At 60.3% G+C, this 18,747-nt stretch carries 19 protein-coding genes; 9 read left to right on the top strand and 10 right to left on the bottom strand.

Annotated elements, in window-relative coordinates; all coding sequences use genetic code 11:
- From BK662_RS32800 to BK662_RS32810, 3 genes are read left to right on the top strand one after another with little or no spacing between them, the layout of a single operon-like run.
- Nucleotides 1-813 carry an HDOD domain-containing protein gene (locus BK662_RS32800; RefSeq protein ID WP_185047220.1) on the top strand — a complete coding sequence of 271 codons (813 nt, stop codon included), beginning with the start codon at nt 1-3 and terminating at the stop codon, nt 811-813.
- 31 nt (nt 814-844) lie between these two features.
- Nucleotides 845-1,657, top strand: a complete 813-nt coding sequence (gene mutM / locus BK662_RS32805; protein WP_123361030.1) for a bifunctional DNA-formamidopyrimidine glycosylase/DNA-(apurinic or apyrimidinic site) lyase — start codon at nt 845-847, stop codon at nt 1,655-1,657.
- 54 nt (nt 1,658-1,711) lie between these two features.
- On the top strand, nt 1,712-2,035 hold the full coding sequence (locus BK662_RS32810) for a multidrug transporter (RefSeq protein WP_123361031.1): 324 nt from the start codon (nt 1,712-1,714) through the stop codon (nt 2,033-2,035).
- Between the two features lie 140 nt (nt 2,036-2,175).
- Here BK662_RS32810 and BK662_RS32815 read toward each other — a convergent pair whose 3' ends face one another.
- From BK662_RS32815 to BK662_RS32835, 5 genes are all read right to left on the bottom strand, one after another.
- A complete protein-coding gene (locus BK662_RS32815) occupies nt 2,176-2,427 on the bottom strand; it encodes a YfhL family 4Fe-4S dicluster ferredoxin (protein WP_008150569.1) in 252 nt (83 codons plus the stop codon).
- A 148-nt stretch (nt 2,428-2,575) separates the two neighbouring features.
- Nucleotides 2,576-3,055: a pantetheine-phosphate adenylyltransferase gene (gene coaD / locus BK662_RS32820; protein ID WP_007897855.1), complete on the bottom strand. Its 480-nt coding sequence runs from the start codon at nt 3,053-3,055 to the stop codon at nt 2,576-2,578.
- Nucleotides 3,056-3,170: 115 nt separating this feature from the next.
- Nucleotides 3,171-4,766 (bottom strand): GMC family oxidoreductase, encoded by a 1,596-nt coding sequence (locus BK662_RS32825; protein ID WP_123361032.1) that lies wholly within the window; start codon nt 4,764-4,766, stop codon nt 3,171-3,173.
- Nucleotides 4,767-4,895: 129 nt separating this feature from the next.
- Nucleotides 4,896-5,441, bottom strand: a complete 546-nt coding sequence (locus BK662_RS32830; RefSeq protein WP_123361033.1) for a twin-arginine translocation pathway signal protein — start codon at nt 5,439-5,441, stop codon at nt 4,896-4,898.
- A 28-nt stretch (nt 5,442-5,469) separates the two neighbouring features.
- Entirely contained in the window at nt 5,470-6,900 is a 1,431-nt protein-coding gene (locus tag BK662_RS32835) for a coniferyl aldehyde dehydrogenase (RefSeq protein WP_123361034.1), read from the bottom strand.
- 146 nt (nt 6,901-7,046) lie between these two features.
- On the opposite strand from BK662_RS32835, the gene BK662_RS32840 reads away from it, so the two are divergent.
- Together BK662_RS32840 and BK662_RS32845 are read left to right on the top strand one after the other, a co-directional pair.
- Nucleotides 7,047-7,718, top strand: coding sequence for a TetR/AcrR family transcriptional regulator (locus tag BK662_RS32840; protein WP_123361035.1), 672 nt, complete (start codon nt 7,047-7,049; stop codon nt 7,716-7,718).
- 45 nt (nt 7,719-7,763) lie between these two features.
- Nucleotides 7,764-8,618, top strand: coding sequence for a sulfurtransferase (locus BK662_RS32845; protein WP_123361036.1), 855 nt, complete (start codon nt 7,764-7,766; stop codon nt 8,616-8,618).
- A 127-nt stretch (nt 8,619-8,745) separates the two neighbouring features.
- On the opposite strand, the gene BK662_RS32855 is transcribed toward BK662_RS32845, so the two are convergent.
- From BK662_RS32855 to BK662_RS32875, 5 genes are all read right to left on the bottom strand, one after another.
- Nucleotides 8,746-9,576 (bottom strand): AraC family transcriptional regulator, encoded by an 831-nt coding sequence (locus BK662_RS32855; RefSeq protein ID WP_123361038.1) that lies wholly within the window; start codon nt 9,574-9,576, stop codon nt 8,746-8,748.
- A gap of 3 nt (nt 9,577-9,579) precedes the next feature.
- Nucleotides 9,580-10,578, bottom strand: a complete 999-nt coding sequence (locus BK662_RS32860) for a hydrolase (RefSeq protein WP_008068083.1) — start codon at nt 10,576-10,578, stop codon at nt 9,580-9,582.
- Nucleotides 10,579-10,651: 73 nt separating this feature from the next.
- Nucleotides 10,652-11,263 (bottom strand): 16S rRNA (guanine(966)-N(2))-methyltransferase RsmD, encoded by a 612-nt coding sequence (rsmD, locus tag BK662_RS32865; RefSeq protein WP_123361039.1) that lies wholly within the window; start codon nt 11,261-11,263, stop codon nt 10,652-10,654.
- Nucleotides 11,263-12,753: a M16 family metallopeptidase gene (locus BK662_RS32870; RefSeq protein ID WP_123361040.1), complete on the bottom strand. Its 1,491-nt coding sequence runs from the start codon at nt 12,751-12,753 to the stop codon at nt 11,263-11,265. The genes rsmD and BK662_RS32870 overlap by 1 nt, the downstream gene beginning before the upstream one ends.
- Nucleotides 12,746-14,101 carry a M16 family metallopeptidase gene (locus tag BK662_RS32875; RefSeq protein WP_123361041.1) on the bottom strand — a complete coding sequence of 452 codons (1,356 nt, stop codon included), beginning with the start codon at nt 14,099-14,101 and terminating at the stop codon, nt 12,746-12,748. The genes BK662_RS32870 and BK662_RS32875 overlap by 8 nt, the downstream gene beginning before the upstream one ends.
- 344 nt (nt 14,102-14,445) lie before the next feature.
- Here BK662_RS32875 and ftsY point away from each other — a divergent pair, with 344 nt between their 5' ends.
- From ftsY to rpoH, 4 genes are all read left to right on the top strand, one after another.
- Nucleotides 14,446-15,996 (top strand): signal recognition particle-docking protein FtsY, encoded by a 1,551-nt coding sequence (gene ftsY / locus BK662_RS32885; protein WP_123361042.1) that lies wholly within the window; start codon nt 14,446-14,448, stop codon nt 15,994-15,996.
- Entirely contained in the window at nt 15,993-16,664 is a 672-nt protein-coding gene (ftsE, locus tag BK662_RS32890; RefSeq protein ID WP_007897888.1) for a cell division ATP-binding protein FtsE, read from the top strand. Before ftsY ends, ftsE begins: the two co-directional genes overlap by 4 nt.
- A complete protein-coding gene (gene ftsX, locus BK662_RS32895) occupies nt 16,661-17,689 on the top strand; it encodes a permease-like cell division protein FtsX (RefSeq protein WP_123361043.1) in 1,029 nt (342 codons plus the stop codon). Before ftsE ends, ftsX begins: the two co-directional genes overlap by 4 nt.
- Before the next feature lie 113 nt (nt 17,690-17,802).
- Nucleotides 17,803-18,657, top strand: coding sequence for an RNA polymerase sigma factor RpoH (gene rpoH / locus BK662_RS32900; RefSeq protein ID WP_007897890.1), 855 nt, complete (start codon nt 17,803-17,805; stop codon nt 18,655-18,657).
- Nucleotides 18,658-18,747: the final 90 nt, after the last annotated feature.

The raw sequence follows: 18,747 nt of genomic DNA on the forward strand, positions 1-18,747 counted from the left end.
GTGCCGCCCCAGCCGCAGATCATGGTGGATCTGCAGATGGAGCAGTACATGCCCGACCCGGACCTGGAAGTGATCGCGAAGCTGATCTCCCAGGACCCAGGTCTTTCCGGCGCCTTGCTGAAAATCGTCAACTCGCCGTACTACGGCTTGAGTAACAAAATCACCGCGATCCAGCGGGCAGTGAACCTGTTGGGCAGCCGTTCGATCATCAACCTGATCAATGCGCAGTCGATCAAGGGTGAACTGCACGACGACGCCATCGTCACCCTCAACCGTTTCTGGGACACGGCGCAGGACGTGGCGATGACGTGCCTGACCCTGGCCAAACGTGTCGGTGTCCAGGCCGGTGATGAAGCCTATGCGCTGGGCCTGTTCCACGATTGCGGCATCCCGTTGATGCTCAAGAAATTCCCCGATTACATGAAAGTGCTGGAGCAGGCCTATGGCAACGCCAGCGCCGAATGCCGCGTGGTGGATACCGAGAACAAGCAATACAACACCAACCACGCCGTGGTCGGGTATTACACCGCCAAGTCCTGGCGCCTGCCGGAACACGTCACCCAGGCCATTGCCAACCATCACAATGCCCTGGCCATTTTCAGCGATGAATCGTCGCGCAACACGCCGCTGAAAAACTTGTTGGCGATCCTGAAGATGGCCGAGCACATTTGCGCGTCCTTCCGGGTACTGGGCAACCAGTCCGAAGACCATGAATGGAACAGTGTCGGGCCTCTTGTGCTCGATTACATCGGTCTGTCGGAATACGATTTTGAAACCCAGAAACAAGAGATTCGCGACCTCGCCACTCGTTGAGTGTCGAACCCTCGCCTGATTCGAGAGCCCCATGCCTGAACTGCCGGAAGTCGAAACCACCCGCCGCGGGATTGCACCGCACCTGGAAGGCCAGCGCGTCAGCCGGGTGATCGTGCGTGAGCGCCGTCTGCGCTGGCCGATCCCCGAAGACCTGGATGTGCGGCTGTCCGGCCAGCGCATCGTGCTGGTGGAGCGGCGCGCCAAGTACCTGCTGATCAACGCCGAAGTCGGCACGCTGATCAGTCATTTGGGGATGTCGGGAAATCTGCGGCTGGTGGAAGTCGGCATGCCGGCGGCCAAGCATGAGCATGTGGACATTGAACTGGAATCGGGCCTGGCCCTGCGCTACACCGATCCGCGGCGGTTTGGGGCGATGCTCTGGAGCCTGGACCCGCTCAATCATGAACTGCTGATTCGCCTCGGGCCGGAGCCGTTGACCGATCTGTTTGACGGCGAGCGGCTGTTCCAGCAATCCCGCGGGCGTTCCATGGCAGTCAAGCCGTTCATCATGGATAACGCAGTGGTGGTCGGCGTCGGCAATATCTACGCAACCGAAGCGTTGTTTGCGGCCGGCATCGACCCGCGCCGCGAAGCCAAGAGCATTTCCCGGGCGCGCTATTTGAAGCTGGCGATCGAAATCAAGCGCATCCTGGCCCTCGCCATCGAGCGCGGCGGCACCACGTTGCGGGACTTTATCGGCGGCGACGGCCAACCAGGCTACTTCCAGCAGGAACTGTACGTGTACGGCCGTGGCGGTGAGCACTGCAAGGTCTGTGGCACAGGGCTGCGGGAAGTCAAGCTTGGGCAGCGCGCCAGCGTCTTTTGTCCGCGCTGCCAGAGCTGATATCGGCTACGGTCTATAGTCAGTATTCTCACTGCCTAGCCGAAGGACCGTGCCATGAATCTGTTTCGAACCCTTGTCGTTGCGCTGCTGCTAAGCGTCGGTGCGTCCGCGCTGGCGGCTGAGAACGGCAGCGGCGATCCGCGTTACACCATCCAGAACCCACCGGCCTACGCCATGCTTGGCGATTTACTGATTGCCCGACCGTTATTGGTGGTGGCGACGGTGATCGGCGCCGGGGCGTTTGTGGTGTCGTTGCCGTTTACCGCACTGGGTGGTGGTATTGGCGATGCGGGGCAGGCGTTGGTGGTCGATCCGGCGAAAGCCGCATTTGTGCGGTGCCTGGGGTGTATCGGGGAGGGGTTTGAGCAGCGGGAGTGAGGTGGTTAAGTATTCGGTGCTGTTGATGATGCCTTCGCGAGCAAGCCCGCTCCCACATGGGATCTGTGAACGACGCAGATTCAATGTGGGAGCGGGCTTGCTCGCAAGAGGCCCGGAAAGACAACACAAAACGGTCAGGCTCAAGCCTTGCCGGTAAGCTTGCGGTACTTCTCCATCAACTGTTCTTCAGTTTCCGGATGAGCCTCGTCCAGCGGGATGCAATCCACCGGGCAGACCTGCTGGCACTGCGGTTCGTCGTAGTGGCCGACACATTGTGTGCACAGGTTCGGGTCGATCACGTAGATCTCTTCGCCCTGGGAAATGGCGGCGTTCGGGCACTCAGGTTCGCAGACGTCGCAGTTGATGCAATCGTCGGTGATGATCAGGGACATGCTAACTCCAGCCGGGGCGGCAGGCCCGGGCGCAATAAATCAATGCGCACAATTGTGCCGCATTGGCGCCCGCAGTGCACGCGGGCGCGATCAAGTGCAGCGATCGAAGATTGCGATAGCCGTAAAAGATCGCAGCCTTCGGCAGCTCCTACTTTTTAAAGCGTAGGGTGAGGGCGTCGGCCACCGCCGGGTGGACGAACTTGGTGATATCGCCGCCCAGGGCTGCGATTTCACGAACCAGCGTCGAGGAAATGAACGAATAACGCTCGGACGGGGTAAGAAACAGGCTTTCCACATCCGGCGCCAGTTGGCGGTTCATGTTGGCCAGCTGGAATTCGTATTCGAAGTCCGATACCGCGCGCAAACCACGCAGGAATACGTTGGCGTTCTTCTCTTTGGCGAAGTGCGCGAGCAGCGTCGAGAAACCGACGACTTCAACGTTCGGCAAATGTTTGGTGACCTCGCGGGCCAGCTCCACACGTTGTTCCAGGGGAAACAGCGGGTTTTTCTTCGGGCTGGCGGCGACGGCGATGATCACATGATCGAACAGGCGCGAGGCGCGTTCGACCAGATCGCCATGGCCCTTGGTAATAGGGTCGAAGGTACCTGGGTACAACACTCGGTTCATCGCGTCGTCCTGGCGGGAGTCCGTTGGGGAGTCGGATGGTATCGCAGCCTTCCCGGTCGGCCAAGTCGCCTGTTGGGTAAGAAAGCACTATAGACGATGGGAATATTCCGCGTTTTCATGGGTTTTTCAAACGTTCGGCCAGCGAAGTGGCCAATTGCGCCGTCAGTCCGTAAACCGACAATTGAGGGTTTGCGCCAATGCTGGTGGGGAAAAGCGAGCCGTCATGAATCGACAGATTGGTGAGTTGGTGATGTCGGCCGAGGCTATCGGTCACCGCGTTTTTCGGGTCTTCACCCATAGCACAACCGCCCATCACATGAGCACTGCCCAGGCGCGTGCGGTACAACTCAAGGCTCAAATCGTCGATCAATGCGCGCGCTTCGGCGAGGGTTTTCACGTAGCGCGCGTCGGCGTGCATCGGCATCACGGCGTTGGCGCCCCCGGCGAACTGGATCTCGGCCATGCTGTGGAACGCCCGGCGCACCCCGTCCCAGGCATACGGTGAAACCTGATAGTCGAGCACAGGTGTACCGTCACCGCGCAATTCAACGCTGCCGCCAGGGCTTTCCGGGTGAAAACCGTCCCGCAGTAACGCCAGCATGGCGTGGGTGTGCGGCAGGTTTTCCATATGCCGGGCGCTTTCCGTGCCAAAACCGCCGAGTAAGGTGCTGGCCAGCGCCGGGTGAAGCGGTGGAACTTCCAGTTTGTAAGATATCTTGCCAGTGGTGCCATCCTGCCACTGGAAATGGTCGGAGTAGATCGACTGCGGCGCGCCGTAGAACGGGTTGATCACCTCATCAAACAGCCCGGCGGACATGTTTACCAAGTGTAGGAAGGTCCGTTTACCCAGCCGCTCGTGAGGATCCGGCGCTTCGGAGCGCAACAGCAGCGCCGGGCTGTTGATCCCGCCACCGGCCAACACGTAATGCCGCGCCTTGACCGTAATCGTGCGTCCTGTGGGCGCAACGCAACGCTCATCCATCGCCACACATTGCAGCCCCGTAACCCTGCCGTCTTTGATCGACAGCTTTTCGGCGCGGGCCAGGTAGAGCAGCTCGCCACCTTTCTCCAGGGTCGCCGGAATGGTCGTGACCAGCATCGACTGCTTGGCGTTGGTCGGGCAACCCATGCCGCAGTAGCCGATGTTCCAGCAGCCGCGCACGTTGCGCGGAATCACATGCCAGGCGTAGCCAAGTTGTTCGCAGCCTTTGCGGATGACGTCGTTGTTGGCGTTGGGCGGCACCCTCCACGGGGCGACACCCAGGCGTTGTTCCATTTTCTCGAACCAGGGCGCCATCTCGGCCGGTGCGTGACCTATGACGTCGTGCTCTTTGGCCCAGTGTTCCAGCGTCGGGTCCGGGGTGCGAAAGCTCGAGGTCCAGTTGATCAGCGTGGTGCCGCCCACCGCCCGACCCTGGAGGATGGTGATCGCGCCGTCCTTGCTCATGCGCCCGATGCCTTCCTGATAGAGGCTGGTGTAGGCCTGGTCTTCGAGCATCTTGAAGTCGCTGCTGGTCTTGAGCGGGCCTTCTTCGATCAGCAACACCTTGTAGCCGGCGGCGCTGAGGATTTCGGCGGTGGTCCCGCCGCCGGCACCGCTGCCGATGATCGCCACGTCCGCTTCGAGGGTCAGGTCCTGGGGCAGTCGGGCGCCGTTGTAGGTTTTCCAGCCACGGGCCAGGCCTTCGCGGAACGGATCGGGTACGGGCATGTTTGGGGGTCTCTTATTATTTTGGATTTGGTGGTGAGGCGGCAGACCCTATCGCGAGCAGGCTCGCTCCCACATGGATCGCGTAACCCCTGTGGGAGCGAGCCTGCTCGCGATAGGGTCGCTACGATTTCAAACGGTAGGCGGCCCGGGATACCCGCAATGCGCCCACGATTCCGCCCGGCTGTACCACGCCATCATCACCATTTGCAGCAACGAGCTATGGCCCATGCGCAGCAGGCTCAACGAGCTGTTTTCCCAACGGTCGAGAAAGTGGCGGATCTGTTCGCTGCTGGCGCTTTCCCAACTGCCCCAGATCCCGGTCAATGGGCCGCGGGTAATGCTCATCCCCAACACATCGAACAATTGCCGGGTCAGTTTGAGCATTTCCGGCGACAAGTGATTCAGGCCGTTATCCAGGCAGTGCAGGGTCTCGGCGACAGCGGCCGGCATTTTTTCGACTGCCACGGCACCGTTAAGCATCACCGGAATCACTGCCCGCAGAAACAGCAGGTCACCGCTGCGCAGAATCGCGAAACCGCTGGCCGGGTTGCTCGACGAGCAGCCGCTGAGGCTCGCGCCTAATCCGGCCGTGGCCAGCAAGGCGCTGGCGCCGAGGCTGAATTTAAGCAGGCCGCGCCGTGACAGCGCGGGTGTGTCGGACAGGCTTGGGCTCATTATTGTTATTACCCGGTGGTGATGATCGTTAGCGGATAAACAGCTTCTGGATCAGTTTCTGAATGGATTTACCGTACGGCGGATAGATCAGTTTCGCCGCATTGAAACGCTGTTTGATCAGCACGCCTTTGGCCTTGCTGAAGGTCAGGAAACCCTCGTGGCCGTGGTAGTGGCCCATGCCCGAGGCACCGATGCCGCCGAACGGCATATCGTCCTGAGCAACGTGCAGCAAGGTGTCATTGAGGCAAACACCGCCGGAATGGGTTTCGTGGAGGACGCGGTTTTGCTCGCGCTTGTCGTAGCCGAAGTAATACAGCGCCAGCGGGCGAGGGCGTTGGTTGATGTAGGCAAATGCTTCGTCGAGGTCCTTGTACGGCACGATCGGCAGCAACGGGCCGAAGATTTCGTCCTGCATCACCGTCATGTCGTCGCTGACGTTGAGCAGCAGGCTATGACTCATGCGCCGACCCTGGCCTTGATCGAACAGCGGAATCAGCAACGCGCCCTTGCTGGTGGCGTCGCTGAGGTAGCCGTTGAGCCGCGCCAACTGCCGGTCGTTGATGATGGCGGTGTAGTCCTTGTTGTCGGCCAGGGTCGGATAAAACCCGCGAACCGCCTGACGATAGGCTTCGACGAAAGAGCCGATGCGGTCTTCCGGCACCAGCACATAGTCCGGGGCGACACAGGTTTGCCCGGCATTGAGGGTCTTGCCGAAAGCGATGCGTTCGGCGGCGTCCTTGAGCGGCACATCGCGGGAAACGATGGCCGGGGACTTGCCACCCAGTTCGAGGGTCACCGGCGTCAGGTTCTCGGCCGCCGCGCGCATCACGTGTTTGCCGATGCTGGTGGCACCGGTGAACAATAAATGATCGAAACGCAGCCGCGAGAACGCCACACCGATATCGGCCTCGCCCAACACCACGCAGACCAGGTCCTGGGGAAAAACCCGGCCCAGCAGTTCCTTGAGCAGCAAACCGGTGGCAGGGGTCGATTCGCTGAGTTTGAGCATCACCCGATTGCCCGCCGCCAACGCACCCACCAACGGCCCGATGGCCAGGTAAAGCGGGTAGTTCCACGGTACGATCACCCCGACTACGCCCAACGGTTGGTAAACGACTTTGGCCGATGCCGGCTGAAAGGCCAGGCCGACTTTGCGTCGCGAGGTTTTCATCCAGCCTTTGAGGTGCCGGCTGGCGTAGTGAATGCCGTGCAGGCTGGGCATCAATTCGGCGAGCAGGGTTTCATCGGCGCTGCGGTGGCTGAAATCCTGGCTGATGGCATCGACCAGGGCCTGACGCTCATTGCTCAGCAGGTCACGCAACGCTTTTAGCCATTGCTGGCGCTGAGCCGCGGGTGGCATCGGGTTGGCTGCATACGCCGCGCGTTGAGCGTCGAACAGGGCTTGGAGTTCGTCCAGAGGCTGCTGCAGGTTCTTCAGGTAGGCGATGTCAGCAGGCATGGTCGGCTCCGGATTTATTGTAATGAGGAACTTTTTAGAGTCTATGCTCTAGGAAGTCAAATGGCACTCTGGTGCAGCTTTGTTTTATCCATGCGCGGATAGGTCGTAAGATGCCCCTCATCGCACTCTGAATTAAAGCTCAAGCCATGGCCCCTCGGATCAAAACCAGCGAGCGCATCGTGCAGAACAGCCTGGAGCTGTTCAATCAGCAGGGTGAGCGCAGCATCAGCACCAACCACATTGCTGCCCACATGGAGATTTCGCCGGGCAACCTGTACTACCACTTCCCCAACAAGCAGGCGATCATCGCCGTGTTGTTCAGTGAGTACGAAAACCTGGTGGACAGCTTCCTGCGTCCGCCCCAGGGCCGGGCCGCGACGGTCGAAGACAAGCGCTTCTACCTCCAGGAGTTGCTCGCCGCCATGTGGCAATACCGCTTCCTGCATCGCGACCTCGAGCATTTGCTCGACAGTGATCCCGAGCTGGCCGCCCGTTACCGACGCTTTTCCCAGCGTTGCCTGATCCAGGGTACGCACATCTACGCGGGCTTCGTCGAAGCCGGCATTCTGTGCATGGACAAGGTTCAGATCGAATCCCTGACCCTCAATGCCTGGATCATCCTCACCTCGTGGGTGCGTTTTCTATGCACCACGCGGGAAAACTCCAACCATCTGAGCGAACAGGCCATCAAACGGGGCGTGTATCAGGTGTTGGTACTGGAGGCCGGATTTGTCACGGATCAATCTCGCGATGCGGTGAATGCGCTGTTTGAAGAGTTTTATGTGCCGCTGGCCCAGGCGCTGGAAGAAGTGGGATAAAGAGTGCAGTAGGATTCCAGACAAACAAAATCACAGGAGCCCGTTATGCCCATTGCGCAACTGATCAGCCCGCAAGCGTTGGACCTGAAAAAGGAGACGCCGGGGCTGGTGATTCTGGATTGTCGTTTTGCCCTCGAAGACCCTGATTACGGGCAGCGCAGCTACGCCGAAGGACATATTGCCGGGTCGAGCTTTGCCGATCTGGAGCGTGATTTTAGCGGTGCAGTGGTCAAGGGGGTTACCGGGCGTCATCCGTTGCCTGAACCCGCCGACTTGATCGAACGCTTTCAAACCTGGGGCATCAACGCCGACAGCGAAGTGGTTTTGTACGATGACGGTCCCGGCGCCTACGCGGCGCGGGCCTGGTGGTTGCTGGCGTGGCTGGGCAAGCGCGACGGTGTGTTCATTCTCGATGGCGGGCTGAAAGCCTGGCACGCTGCCGGATTGCCCCTGAGTCTTGATCCGCCGTCGGTTACCCGTGGCACCTTCACCGGGACGCCGGATGCTTCGTTGGTGCTCAGCGCCGAACAACTCCAGCAACGTCTCGGCCAGCCCGCGCTGACCCTGCTCGACGCCCGCGGCTTGCCGCGCTTCAAGGGCGAAGTGGAGCCGATCGATCCGATTGCCGGGCACATCCCCGGCGCACAATGTGCCGCGTTCACCGATAACCTGGGCAGCGACGGACGGTTCCTGCCGGCCGAACAGCTCAAGCAGCGGTTTGCCGCGAAGCTCGGTGATCGTTCACCGACGGAGTTGGTCGCGTATTGCGGTTCCGGTGTGACCGCCTGCCACAACTTGTTCGCCCTGTGCCTGGCGGGTTATCCGTTGGGAGCGTTGTATGCCGGGTCGTGGAGCGAGTGGATCAACGATCCTGCGCGAGGCGTCGCCAAGGGCGAGTAAACGCAAAACCAATGTGGGAGCGAGCCTGCTCGCGATGAGGCCATAACATTCAACATTGATGTTGACTGATACACCGCCATCGCGAGCAGGCTCGCTCCCACAGGGGTAATAAGGTGCTCTTGAGATTTCACAGCTGCCGCGCACTGCGATACGCCCCCGGTCCTACGCCGTAAACCTGCTTGAATTGCCGACTCAGATGGCTCTGGTCGGCAAACCCCAGCTGCGTCGCGACTTCCAGCGGCAGGCAGCCGCGTTGTAACAGCGCCCGTGCCCGAGCGATACGCTGCTGCATCAACCAGGTGTGTGGCGGCAGGCCGGTGGCGCGGCGGAACACTCGGGCGAAGTGGAAGGGCGACAGGTTCACCGTCGCCGCCAGTTCTTCCAGCGAGGGCGGCGCCGCCAAGCGTGATTGCAGCAGTTCCTTGGCCAAGGTCACCGCCCGGTGTTCCTTGCCAGGTTTGTTGGCGATCGGAACGGCTGCGTGACGTTGTAACAGCGACAGCATCATTTCCCGCCAAACCGTTTGCTGCTGCAGCGCCGTGGACGGACTCTCCAGCAAACAATGCAGTTGGCAGAACCCCTTCACCAGATCCGGATCGCGATACAACGTGGCGCCAAACGCCGGCAAGGTATCGGTCGGCAGTTCGAGCTCGTCCAGCAGTGAAAGAATCTGCCCACTGTCGGGATAAAACGCCCGGTACAACCAGCCGTCTTCCGTCCCTTTGTGGCCGGTGTGCAGTTCATCCGGGTTGATCAGCACCAGTGTGCCGCTGCCGGCCAGATGCTCGGCGCCTCGATAGCGATAACGCTGGGCGCCGGCCATGATCATGCCGATCACATAGCCGTCATGCACATGGGGGGCGAAGCGGTGTTCGATGTAGCGTGCGGACAACAACTCGACCCCGGCCAACGGCGCCGTTTGCCAGAAGTGTATCGACTCGCCCTGATCCGAACCCATGCTCTACTTGCGCCCTGTGGTGGCAAGCCATTGGGGAATGCGCCGTTCCAGGTAGTAACCCGGTTGCCGGAACGAGCCCTCGACGAAGCCGACATGCCCACCCTTGGCCTGCAACTCGAATTGAGTGGAGGCAGACAATTCGTCGGCATGCGGCAGGCTATGAGGAAAGACAAACGGGTCATCGGCTGCCTGGATAATCAGGGTCGGTGTGCGAATCTCTCCCAGGAAATAACGACTCGAAGCGCGGCGATAGTAATCCGCGGCATCGGCGAAACCATTCAGCGGCGCGGTGACCCGGCCATCGAAATCCCAGAAGGTGCGCATGTTCTCCAGCGAGCCCAGCGCCGCCAATGCCGCCAGGCCATCCTGATGCCCTTCATGCTGGAATCTGCGCTGCTTGTTCTTGATGTAGGCGACCATCTCCCGCATGAAATGCGCTTGATAGAATTTTGAAAAACCCTGGCTGATACGATCGGCGCACTGATCGAGGCGAAATGGAACCGACACCGCCACCGCGCCGAGTACGCCGCTGTTGCTGCCGGTTTCGCCCAGGTGTTTGAGCAACACGTTGCCACCCATGGAATAACCGACCGCATACAGCGGCGCGAGAGGGCGCTGGGTCCGCAGGTGCTTGATGGTTTCGGCCAGGTCTTCACTGGCCCCGGAATGGTAACTGCGCGGTAACAGATTGGGTTCGCCGGAACAGCCTCGCCAGTTCAGCGCGACACTGGCCCAACCCTGGGCGCCCAGCGCTTTCTGCACACCGGCTACGTAAGGCGAATTCGATGAGCCGGTCAGGCCATGCAGCACCAACACCAGTGGCACATTTGCGCTGTGGGGGCCATGCCAGTCCAGGTCAAGGAAGTCGCCGTCTTCGAGCCATAAGCGTTCGCGTTCGCGGTCCAGGTGTGTGGTTTTGCGCCATAGCGGTCCCCACAAGGTTTGTAAGTGCGGATTGCCCAGGCCGTAGGCGGGGGTGAAGCGTTCTGGCAGATGGGACACGATTGCTCTCGATGCAGCGGTGCTTACCCGCAGCGTTAACTGACTGAGCTTCGCACCGTTTTTACAGGCCGGACTAACCGGCGATCCCTGCCATACGTTGCCACAACGCGTAATACACCCGTCCGGATTTTTGCTCCCGATGCAGGCGCCAATTTTCTGGCAAACCCAATATCGACGGTGCCGTTTCGCTTTCAGTGTAGACCCACGCATCGTCACTCAGCCACTGACGCTCTTCGAGCAAAGTGCAAACGGCCGGCAACAGATTCTGATTGAACGGCGGGTCGAGAAACACCAGATCGAACGCCGTGGCCGGTTGGGTTTCCAGATAGCGCAAGGCGTCGGCAGTCTGCACCTGACCGGTCGTGCAGCGCAGGGTGCCCAGATGTTCCTTGATGCTCGCTACCGCGATGTTGCTGGCATCCAGCGCCTGGCCCATTGCTGCACCGCGGGACAAAGCCTCGAGAAACAATGCGCCACTACCGGCAAAGGGGTCGAGCACCTTGGCCCCGGCAACATAAGGCGCGAGCCAGTTGAACAGGGTTTCACGGACTCGGTCCGGCGTTGGACGCAAGCCTGGCGCATCGGGGAAGCTCAGCTTTCGGCTGCCCCATTCACCGCCGATGATGCGCAGTTGATTCACACCGTTATGCACGTTGTGAACAGGTTTTTTCGGGCGAGTGGCCATTAATGCTCCGGAACCCCGAGCGGTTGCTCGGCAGGTTTGTCAGTAGGGGCCGGCAACGGCTTTTGTGGCACGGTCGGGCCAGCGCTGACGATGACCAGTTTGTCCGTGCTCAGGTGTTTGTTCAATGCGGTTTTGACTTGCTCGACAGTCAGGCTCTGGGACTGCTGCATGAAGTCCTCAAGATAGCTCAACGGCAAGTTGTAGAAACCCATGGCGCCGAGCTGACCGACGATGTCGGCGTTGCTGGCGGTGGACAGCGGGAAGCTGCCGGCCAGCTCACGCTTGGCATCGTCGAGTTCCTTCTCGGAGGGGCCGGTTTTAAGGTAGTCGGCGAGCACGTCCTGCACCAGTTTCAGCGTGCCTTCGCTCATCTCCGCGCGGGTTTGCAGATTGATCATGAACGGCCCGCGAGCCTGCATTGGGGTGAAACCCGAATACACGCCATAGGCCAGGCCGCGCTTCTCGCGCACTTCGCTCATCAACCGGGTGCCGAAGCCACCGCCGCCAAGGATCTGATTGCCCAACGACAGCGCTGCGTAATCCGGATCGTCACGGTCGATGCCCAGTTGCGCGATCATCAGGTTGGTTTGCTTGGACGGAAACTCGATGTGTCCGATGCTGGGCTTGGGGTCGGTCGGTTGTTCGATTTTCGCCAGAGCCGGCCCTTTGGGCAGGTCGGCGGACACTTGTGCGGCAACCGCCTCAGCCTCGGCGCGGGACAGATCGCCCACCAGCGCAATCACCACGTTGCCGGCAGCGTAGGCTTTCTGATGGAAGGCCCGTAACTGCGCCAGGGTGATCGGTGGAATGCTTTTCGCCGTGCCGTCGCTGGAATGCGCGTACGGGTGATCGCCATACAAGCGGTTCATCAGCTCCAGGCTGGCGAGTTTGCCGGGGTTCTGTTTCTGGTATTCGAAGCCGGCCAGCATCTGGTTCTTGATGCGGGCAAACGAGTCGGCGGGGAAGGTCGGTTTGCCGACGACTTCAGCGAACAGCTTCAAGGCAGGCTCGCGTTTGTCCGCGGCACTGAGACTGCGCAGCGAGGCAATCGCCATGTCTTTATAGGCGCCGTTACCGAAGTCGGCCCCCAGGCCTTCGAAGCCTTGGGCGATAGCGCCGACGTCTTTGCCAGCCACACCTTCGTTGAGCATGGCGTTGGTCAACAGTGCCAGGCCGGATGCATCGCCGTCCTGACTGCTGCCAGCGGCGAAGATCAGGCGCATGTCGAACATCGGTAGCTCACGGGCTTCGACGAACAGCACCTTGGCGCCTTCGGCGGTGTTCCAGGTCTGCACGTTCAGCGAGCGATGGCTTGGGGCCTTGCCGTCGAGTTCTGCCAGCGATTGCAGTTTCTGGCTCGCCTTGGCTTTGTCGAGAGCTTCGCTGGCGCTGGTTTCGTCAGGCTTGGACAAATAGAAGGCGGCGGACCCGAGCAGTGCAATGACGACTAGGCCGATCAGGGCCAGGCGCGGTTTTTTACGCTCACTCATGAGTCGTCTCCTCTGGCAGTACATGGGCGACGCTGAGACGTGCGCGGGTGAAATACAGCTTGGCGGCCTTCTGGATGTCTTGCGGGGTCACGCTTTCCAGGTCGGCGAGTTCGGTGTCCATCAGTTTCCAGGACAGCCCGACGGTTTCCAGTTGGCCGATGGCGGTGGCCTGGCTGGTGATCGAGTCACGTTCGTAGACCAGGCCGGCAATGACCTGTGCTCGCACCCGCTCCAGCTCTTCGGTGGACGGCGCGGTGGTTTTCAACTGTTCGAGCAGCTTCCACAGGCCGGCTTCCGCCTGGGCCATGGTTTTCTTCTTCTGGGTGTTCGGCGTGGCCGACAAAGTGAACAGGCTGTCGCCACGGGTATAGGCGTCGTAGCTCGACGAACCGCCGGACACCAGCTCTTCGCCGCGTTCCAGTTGCGTCGGGATCCGGCCGCTGTAGCCGCCGTCGAGCAGTGCGGAGATCAGGCGCAGAGCGTTCACCGAACGCTTGTCTTCGGCGGTGGCGATGCTCGGCACATTGAAGGCCAGCATCAGGCTCGGCAATTGGGTCTGCACATGCAGGGTGATCTTCCGTTCGCCGGGCTCGGCCAGTTCCAGCGGGATTTTCGCGGGTGGCACGTCACGTTTGGCGATCGGGCCGAAGTAACGCTGGGCCAGGGTTTTGACTTCGTCCGGGGTCACGTCACCGACCACCACCAGGGTGGCGTTGTTCGGCACATACCAGGATTGATACCAGTGGCGCAGTTCTTCGACCTTCATGCGGTCGAGGTCCGCCATCCAGCCGATGGTCGGCGTGTGATAACCGCTGGCGGGGTAGGTCATGGCCATGAAGCGTTCGTAGGCCTTGGACATCGGCTTGTCGTCGGTGCGCAGGCGACGTTCTTCCTTGATCACCTCGATCTCGCGGGTGAACTCGTCGGCCGGCAAGCGCAGGTTGGCCATGCGGTCGGCTTCCAGTTCGAAGGCCACGCCCAGACGATCGCGGGCCAGCACCTGGTAATACGCGGTGAAGTCGTCGCTGGTGAAGGCGTTCTCTTCGGCACCGAGGTCGCGCAGGATCAGCGAAGCTTCGCCAGGGCCGACCTTCTCGCTGCCCTTGAACATCATATGTTCCAGCGCATGGGACAGCCCGGTCTGGCCCGGGGTCTCGTAGCTGGAGCCGACCTTGTACCAGATCTGGGAAACGACGACCGGCGCACGATGGTCTTCGCGCACGACGACCTTCAGGCCGTTGTCGAGGATGAATTCGTGGGTGGGTTGTGGATCGGCAGCCAAGGCTGAAAGTGGCAGACAAACTGTGCTGAACAGCAGGCCTGCAGCGCGGCGGGCTAGAGCATTCATTCGTTTTTAAACCTGTTGGGCTGCCCGCTTGGTCTTAGCGTCGGCGGGCGAGAGGGTGCTAGGATACTGATCCGTTTTACTGGCGGCCACGCCTATCAGGCCTTTGATCGGTCAATAGGTTGTTTGGGTTTGCGGCTTGGGCTTTGAGTTTGTCAGCTAAACTCTGCGTTTTCGCCGACGATGCTGTTCCAGTCCTTCGTATTAATCAACCTTTGAGGTGCCGTTGGTACCTCGACAAAATGTTGCGCGTGAACAAGCTGGATGAATCGCAGTCTGTTCTGCATCGAATTATTTATTGCCGAGGCGCCCTTTGGCGCGTCGCTACCGTGAGATAGCCGTCCTCCATGTTTGGTTCCAACGACGACAAGAAGACCCCAGCTGCGGCTGGCGAGAAGAAAAGCCTGTTCGGATGGCTGCGCAAAAAGCCGCAGGAACCCGTTGTCGAACAGCCACAACCACTTCCTGAGCCAGCACCGGCGCCGGTCATGGAAGAAGTGCCCGCGCCGATTGCCCTGCCGATCGCCGAGCCGGTGCTGCAATCCGCGGCCGAGCCTGTTCCTGTTCCTGAAACCGTAGTCGTGGCCCCGTTGTCGCTGACGCCTGCCGCCGAGCCGTGGCTGACGTTGCCGGTGGCGGAAGAGCCGGTGGCATTGGTCGAAGATGAGCAAGCAGCTCACATCACGCCGCCGATTCCGGCCCCGACTGCGTTTGCTCCCGAGCCGGTTCAGGCGCCAGTGGTTGAGCCGGTCGTTGAACCTGTGTTCGTGGCTGAGCCAGCGCCGGTTGCTCCAGAGCCTGAAGTGCCGGTATTTGTTGCTCCTGCTCCGGTTGCTCCGGTTGTTCAAGCGCCAGAGCCTGCACCTGCACCTGCACCTGCACCTGCACCAGTCATCGTTCCGGTTGTCGCCACGCCCGTTGCTCCCGTTGAAACTCCCGTCGAGCCTGTGCGTACCGAAGAGTCCAAAGCCGGTTTCTTCGCCCGCCTCAAGCAAGGCTTGTCCAAGACCAGCGCCAGCATTGGCGAGGGCATGGCCAGCCTGTTCCTCGGCAAGAAAATCATCGATGACGAGTTGCTCGAAGACATCGAAACCCGTCTGCTGACCGCCGATGTCGGCGTCGAAGCGACGTCGGTGATCATTCAACGCCTGACCCAGAAAGTCGCCCGCAAAGAACTGGCCGATGCCGATGCACTGTACAAATCCCTGCAAGCCGAGCTGGCAGCGATGCTCAAGCCGGTCGAACAGCCGCTGAAAATCACCTCCCAGAACAAGCCATTCGTGATTCTGGTGGTGGGCGTCAACGGCGCCGGCAAGACCACCACCATCGGCAAGCTGGCGAAGAAGCTGCAACTGGAAGGCAAGAAAGTCATGCTCGCCGCCGGTGACACCTTTCGCGCCGCTGCGGTAGAGCAGTTGCAGGTCTGGGGCGAGCGCAACAAGATCCCGGTCATCGCCCAGCACACCGGCGCCGACTCGGCTTCGGTCATCTTCGATGCCGTGCAGGCCGCCAAGGCCCGTGGCATTGACGTGCTGATCGCCGACACCGCCGGTCGTTTGCACACCAAAGACAACCTGATGGAAGAACTGAAAAAAGTTCGCCGGGTGATTGGCAAGCTCGACACCGATGCGCCGCACGAGGTGCTGTTGGTGCTCGACGCCGGTACCGGCCAGAACGCCATCAACCAAGCCAAGCAATTCAACCAGACCGTCGAACTGACCGGCCTGGCGCTGACCAAGCTCGATGGCACTGCCAAGGGCGGGGTGATTTTCGCCCTCGCCAAACAGTTTGGCTTGCCGATTCGCTATATCGGCGTCGGCGAAGGCATCGACGATTTGCGTACTTTTGAAGCAGAACCCTTTGTCCAGGCATTGTTTGCCGAGCGGGAGCGTTCATGATTCGTTTCGAACAGGTCGGTAAACGCTACCCGAATGGTCACGTCGGCTTGCATGAGCTGAGCTTTCGAGTCCGTCGGGGCGAATTCTTGTTTGTCACCGGCCATTCCGGTGCCGGTAAAAGCACCTTGTTGCGGCTGTTGCTGGCCATGGAGCGTCCGACCACCGGCAAATTGCTGCTGGCAGGGCAAGACCTGAGCACCATCAGCAATGCGCAGATTCCGTTCCTGCGTCGGCAGATTGGCGTGGTGTTCCAGAATCACCAGCTGCTGTTCGATCGCACGGTGTTCAACAACGTCGCGTTGCCGTTGCAGATCCTTGGCCTGTCCAAGGCCGAAGTCGCCAAGCGCGTGGACTCGGCCCTGGAGCGCGTGGCGCTCTCGGACAAGACCGATCTCTACCCCGGCGACCTGTCCACCGGCCAGCAACAGCGCGTCGGCATTGCTCGCGCCATCGTTCACCGTCCGGCCTTGCTGCTGGCGGATGAACCGACCGGTAACCTCGACCCGCGTCTGGCGGCAGAAATCATGGGCGTGTTCGAAGACATCAACCGTCTGGGCACCAGTGTGCTGATCGCCAGTCACGACCTGGCACTGATTGCCCGCATGCGTCACCGCATGCTGACCCTGCAGCGTGGCCGATTGATCGGCGACGGGGAGGCTGGCGTATGAGTGCAACACGTAGCCCCAAGGTTTCCGAGCGCGTGGCTCCGAAGGCCGCCGATCCGCAACCGCAGTCGCAAAAGAAAAAACGCGATGATGACGATGGCCCGGATTTCTCTACGCTGTTCCGCGCCTGGATCGAAAGCCATCGTGCGAGTTTGCTGGACAGCTTGCGCCGTTTGGGTAAACACCCGATTGGCAGCTTTTTCACCTGCATGGTGATGGCGGTGGCCCTGAGTTTGCCGATGGGCCTGTCACTTTTGCTAAGTAACGTCGAGCGTCTCGGCGGTTCCTGGCAGCGTGCAGCGCAGATTTCCCTGTACCTGCAACTCGATGCCAGCCCTGAACAGGGCGAGTCGTTGCGTGAGCAGATCAAGGGCATGCCGGGCGTGGCCGACGCAGAATATGTGGGTCGCGATCAGGCGCTGGAGGAGTTTCAGCAGCAGTCCGGACTGGGCGAAGCGCTCAAGGAACTCCCGGAAAACCCACTGCCGGGCGTGGTCCTGGTGACCCCGAACGAGGTCGATAAGCCCGCGCTTGAAGCATTGAGACAAAAACTTTCCGAATTGCCGAAGGTACAACAGGCGCAACTTGATCTAGTCTGGGTCGAGCGTCTGGCAGCCATCCTCAAGCTGGGCGACCGTTTTGTCTTCGGTCTGACCGTGCTTTTGGTTTCTGCATTACTTTTGGTGATAGGCAATACCATTCGTCTTCATATTGAAAACCGCCGCACAGAGATAGAAGTGATTAAACTCGTCGGCGGCACTGACAGCTATGTGCGCAGGCCCTTTTTGTATATGGGCGCGCTTTATGGCTTTGGTGCGGGGATTCTGTCCTGGGGTGTATTGGCGTTTGGCCTGAACTGGCTGAACGACGCGGTGGTTGGACTGGCCGGTTTGTACGGCAGTGATTTTGCGCTGGCCGGAGTGCCAGTTGCCGACGGTCTATCGCTCTTGCTTGGCGCGGTGCTGTTGGGGTATATCGGTGCATGGATTGCAGTCGCACGCCACCTGCGGGAGCTTGCGCCAAAGTAATATCATTTTGCTCGTATTGACCTTTCAGCGTTTATGGGAACTTGTTTTTTGGTTTCCGGTCAATTTTCGCAGTGCTGAACTGCACGAGTTATGTAAGTCGGAGGTTTTTTCGTATGACCAATTCTTTGCAGCCTGCATATGCTCTGGTCCCGGGTGCGAACCTGGAGGCCTATGTGCACACGGTGAACAGCATTCCATTGCTGACGCCGGAGCAGGAGCGTGAACTGGCCGAGAGTCTCTATTATGAGCAGGATTTGGGGGCGGCTCGGCAGATGGTGCTCGCCCACCTGCGTTTTGTCGTACACATTGCCCGTAGCTATTCCGGCTACGGCCTGGCCCAGGCTGACCTGATCCAGGAAGGCAACGTCGGCCTGATGAAAGCGGTCAAGCGTTTCAACCCGGAAATGGGTGTACGCCTGGTGTCCTTTGCGGTGCACTGGATCAAGGCGGAAATCCACGAGTTCATCCTGCGCAACTGGCGGATCGTGAAAGTCGCGACCACCAAGGCTCAGCGCAAGCTGTTCTTCAACCTGCGCAGCCAGAAGAAGCGTCTGGCCTGGCTGAACAACGAGGAAGTCCATCGCGTGGCGGAAAGCCTCGGCGTAGAGCCGCGGGAAGTGCGCGAGATGGAAAGTCGCCTGACCGGCCATGACATGGCCTTCGATCCGGCCGCGGAAGCGGACGACGACAGTGCATTCCAGTCGCCGGCCAATTATCTGGAAGACCACCGGTACGATCCGGCCCGTCAACTGGAAGACGCCGACTGGAGCGACAACTCGAACCACAACCTGCACGAAGCGCTTGAAGTGCTGGACGACCGCAGCCGCGACATCCTCTACCAGCGCTGGCTGGCAGAAGAAAAAGCCACGCTGCACGACCTGGCGCAGAAGTACAACGTGTCGGCCGAGCGTATTCGTCAGCTCGAGAAGAGCGCGATGAACAAGCTCAAGTTGTCGATCGCCGCATAACCTGCGCCCCGGCAATAAGAAACGCCCCGATCATTGATCGTAATGCTGTTCACTTAAGCATTTGAGTCTCAGCAGGGCTTACTCGAAAAT

The sequence above is a fragment of the Pseudomonas frederiksbergensis genome, from assembly GCF_003732275.1.
GTDB classification, from domain to species: Bacteria; Pseudomonadota; Gammaproteobacteria; order Pseudomonadales; family Pseudomonadaceae; genus Aquipseudomonas; species Aquipseudomonas frederiksbergensis_H.

What these genes read in the sequence shown, in the direction of transcription:
- BK662_RS32810 (WP_123361031.1), top strand. Translation starts at nt 1,712, where the DNA reads ATGAATCTGTTTCGAACCCTTGTCGTTGCGCTGCTGCTAAGCGTCGGT.
- BK662_RS32845 (WP_123361036.1), top strand. Translation starts at nt 7,764, where the DNA reads ATGCCCATTGCGCAACTGATCAGCCCGCAAGCGTTGGACCTGAAAAAG.
- BK662_RS32830 (WP_123361033.1), bottom strand. Translation starts at nt 5,441, where the DNA reads ATGAGCCCAAGCCTGTCCGACACACCCGCGCTGTCACGGCGCGGCCTG.
- ftsY (WP_123361042.1), top strand. Translation starts at nt 14,446, where the DNA reads ATGTTTGGTTCCAACGACGACAAGAAGACCCCAGCTGCGGCTGGCGAG.
- BK662_RS32825 (WP_123361032.1), bottom strand. Translation starts at nt 4,766, where the DNA reads ATGCCCGTACCCGATCCGTTCCGCGAAGGCCTGGCCCGTGGCTGGAAA.
- rsmD (WP_123361039.1), bottom strand. Translation starts at nt 11,263, where the DNA reads ATGGCCACTCGCCCGAAAAAACCTGTTCACAACGTGCATAACGGTGTG.
- BK662_RS32835 (WP_123361034.1), bottom strand. Translation starts at nt 6,900, where the DNA reads ATGCCTGCTGACATCGCCTACCTGAAGAACCTGCAGCAGCCTCTGGAC.
- BK662_RS32840 (WP_123361035.1), top strand. Translation starts at nt 7,047, where the DNA reads ATGGCCCCTCGGATCAAAACCAGCGAGCGCATCGTGCAGAACAGCCTG.
- rpoH (WP_007897890.1), top strand. Translation starts at nt 17,803, where the DNA reads ATGACCAATTCTTTGCAGCCTGCATATGCTCTGGTCCCGGGTGCGAAC.
- BK662_RS32875 (WP_123361041.1), bottom strand. Translation starts at nt 14,101, where the DNA reads ATGAATGCTCTAGCCCGCCGCGCTGCAGGCCTGCTGTTCAGCACAGTT.
- coaD (WP_007897855.1), bottom strand. Translation starts at nt 3,055, where the DNA reads ATGAACCGAGTGTTGTACCCAGGTACCTTCGACCCTATTACCAAGGGC.
- ftsE (WP_007897888.1), top strand. Translation starts at nt 15,993, where the DNA reads ATGATTCGTTTCGAACAGGTCGGTAAACGCTACCCGAATGGTCACGTC.
- mutM (WP_123361030.1), top strand. Translation starts at nt 845, where the DNA reads ATGCCTGAACTGCCGGAAGTCGAAACCACCCGCCGCGGGATTGCACCG.
- BK662_RS32815 (WP_008150569.1), bottom strand. Translation starts at nt 2,427, where the DNA reads ATGTCCCTGATCATCACCGACGATTGCATCAACTGCGACGTCTGCGAA.
- BK662_RS32855 (WP_123361038.1), bottom strand. Translation starts at nt 9,576, where the DNA reads ATGGGTTCGGATCAGGGCGAGTCGATACACTTCTGGCAAACGGCGCCG.
- BK662_RS32870 (WP_123361040.1), bottom strand. Translation starts at nt 12,753, where the DNA reads ATGAGTGAGCGTAAAAAACCGCGCCTGGCCCTGATCGGCCTAGTCGTC.
- ftsX (WP_123361043.1), top strand. Translation starts at nt 16,661, where the DNA reads ATGAGTGCAACACGTAGCCCCAAGGTTTCCGAGCGCGTGGCTCCGAAG.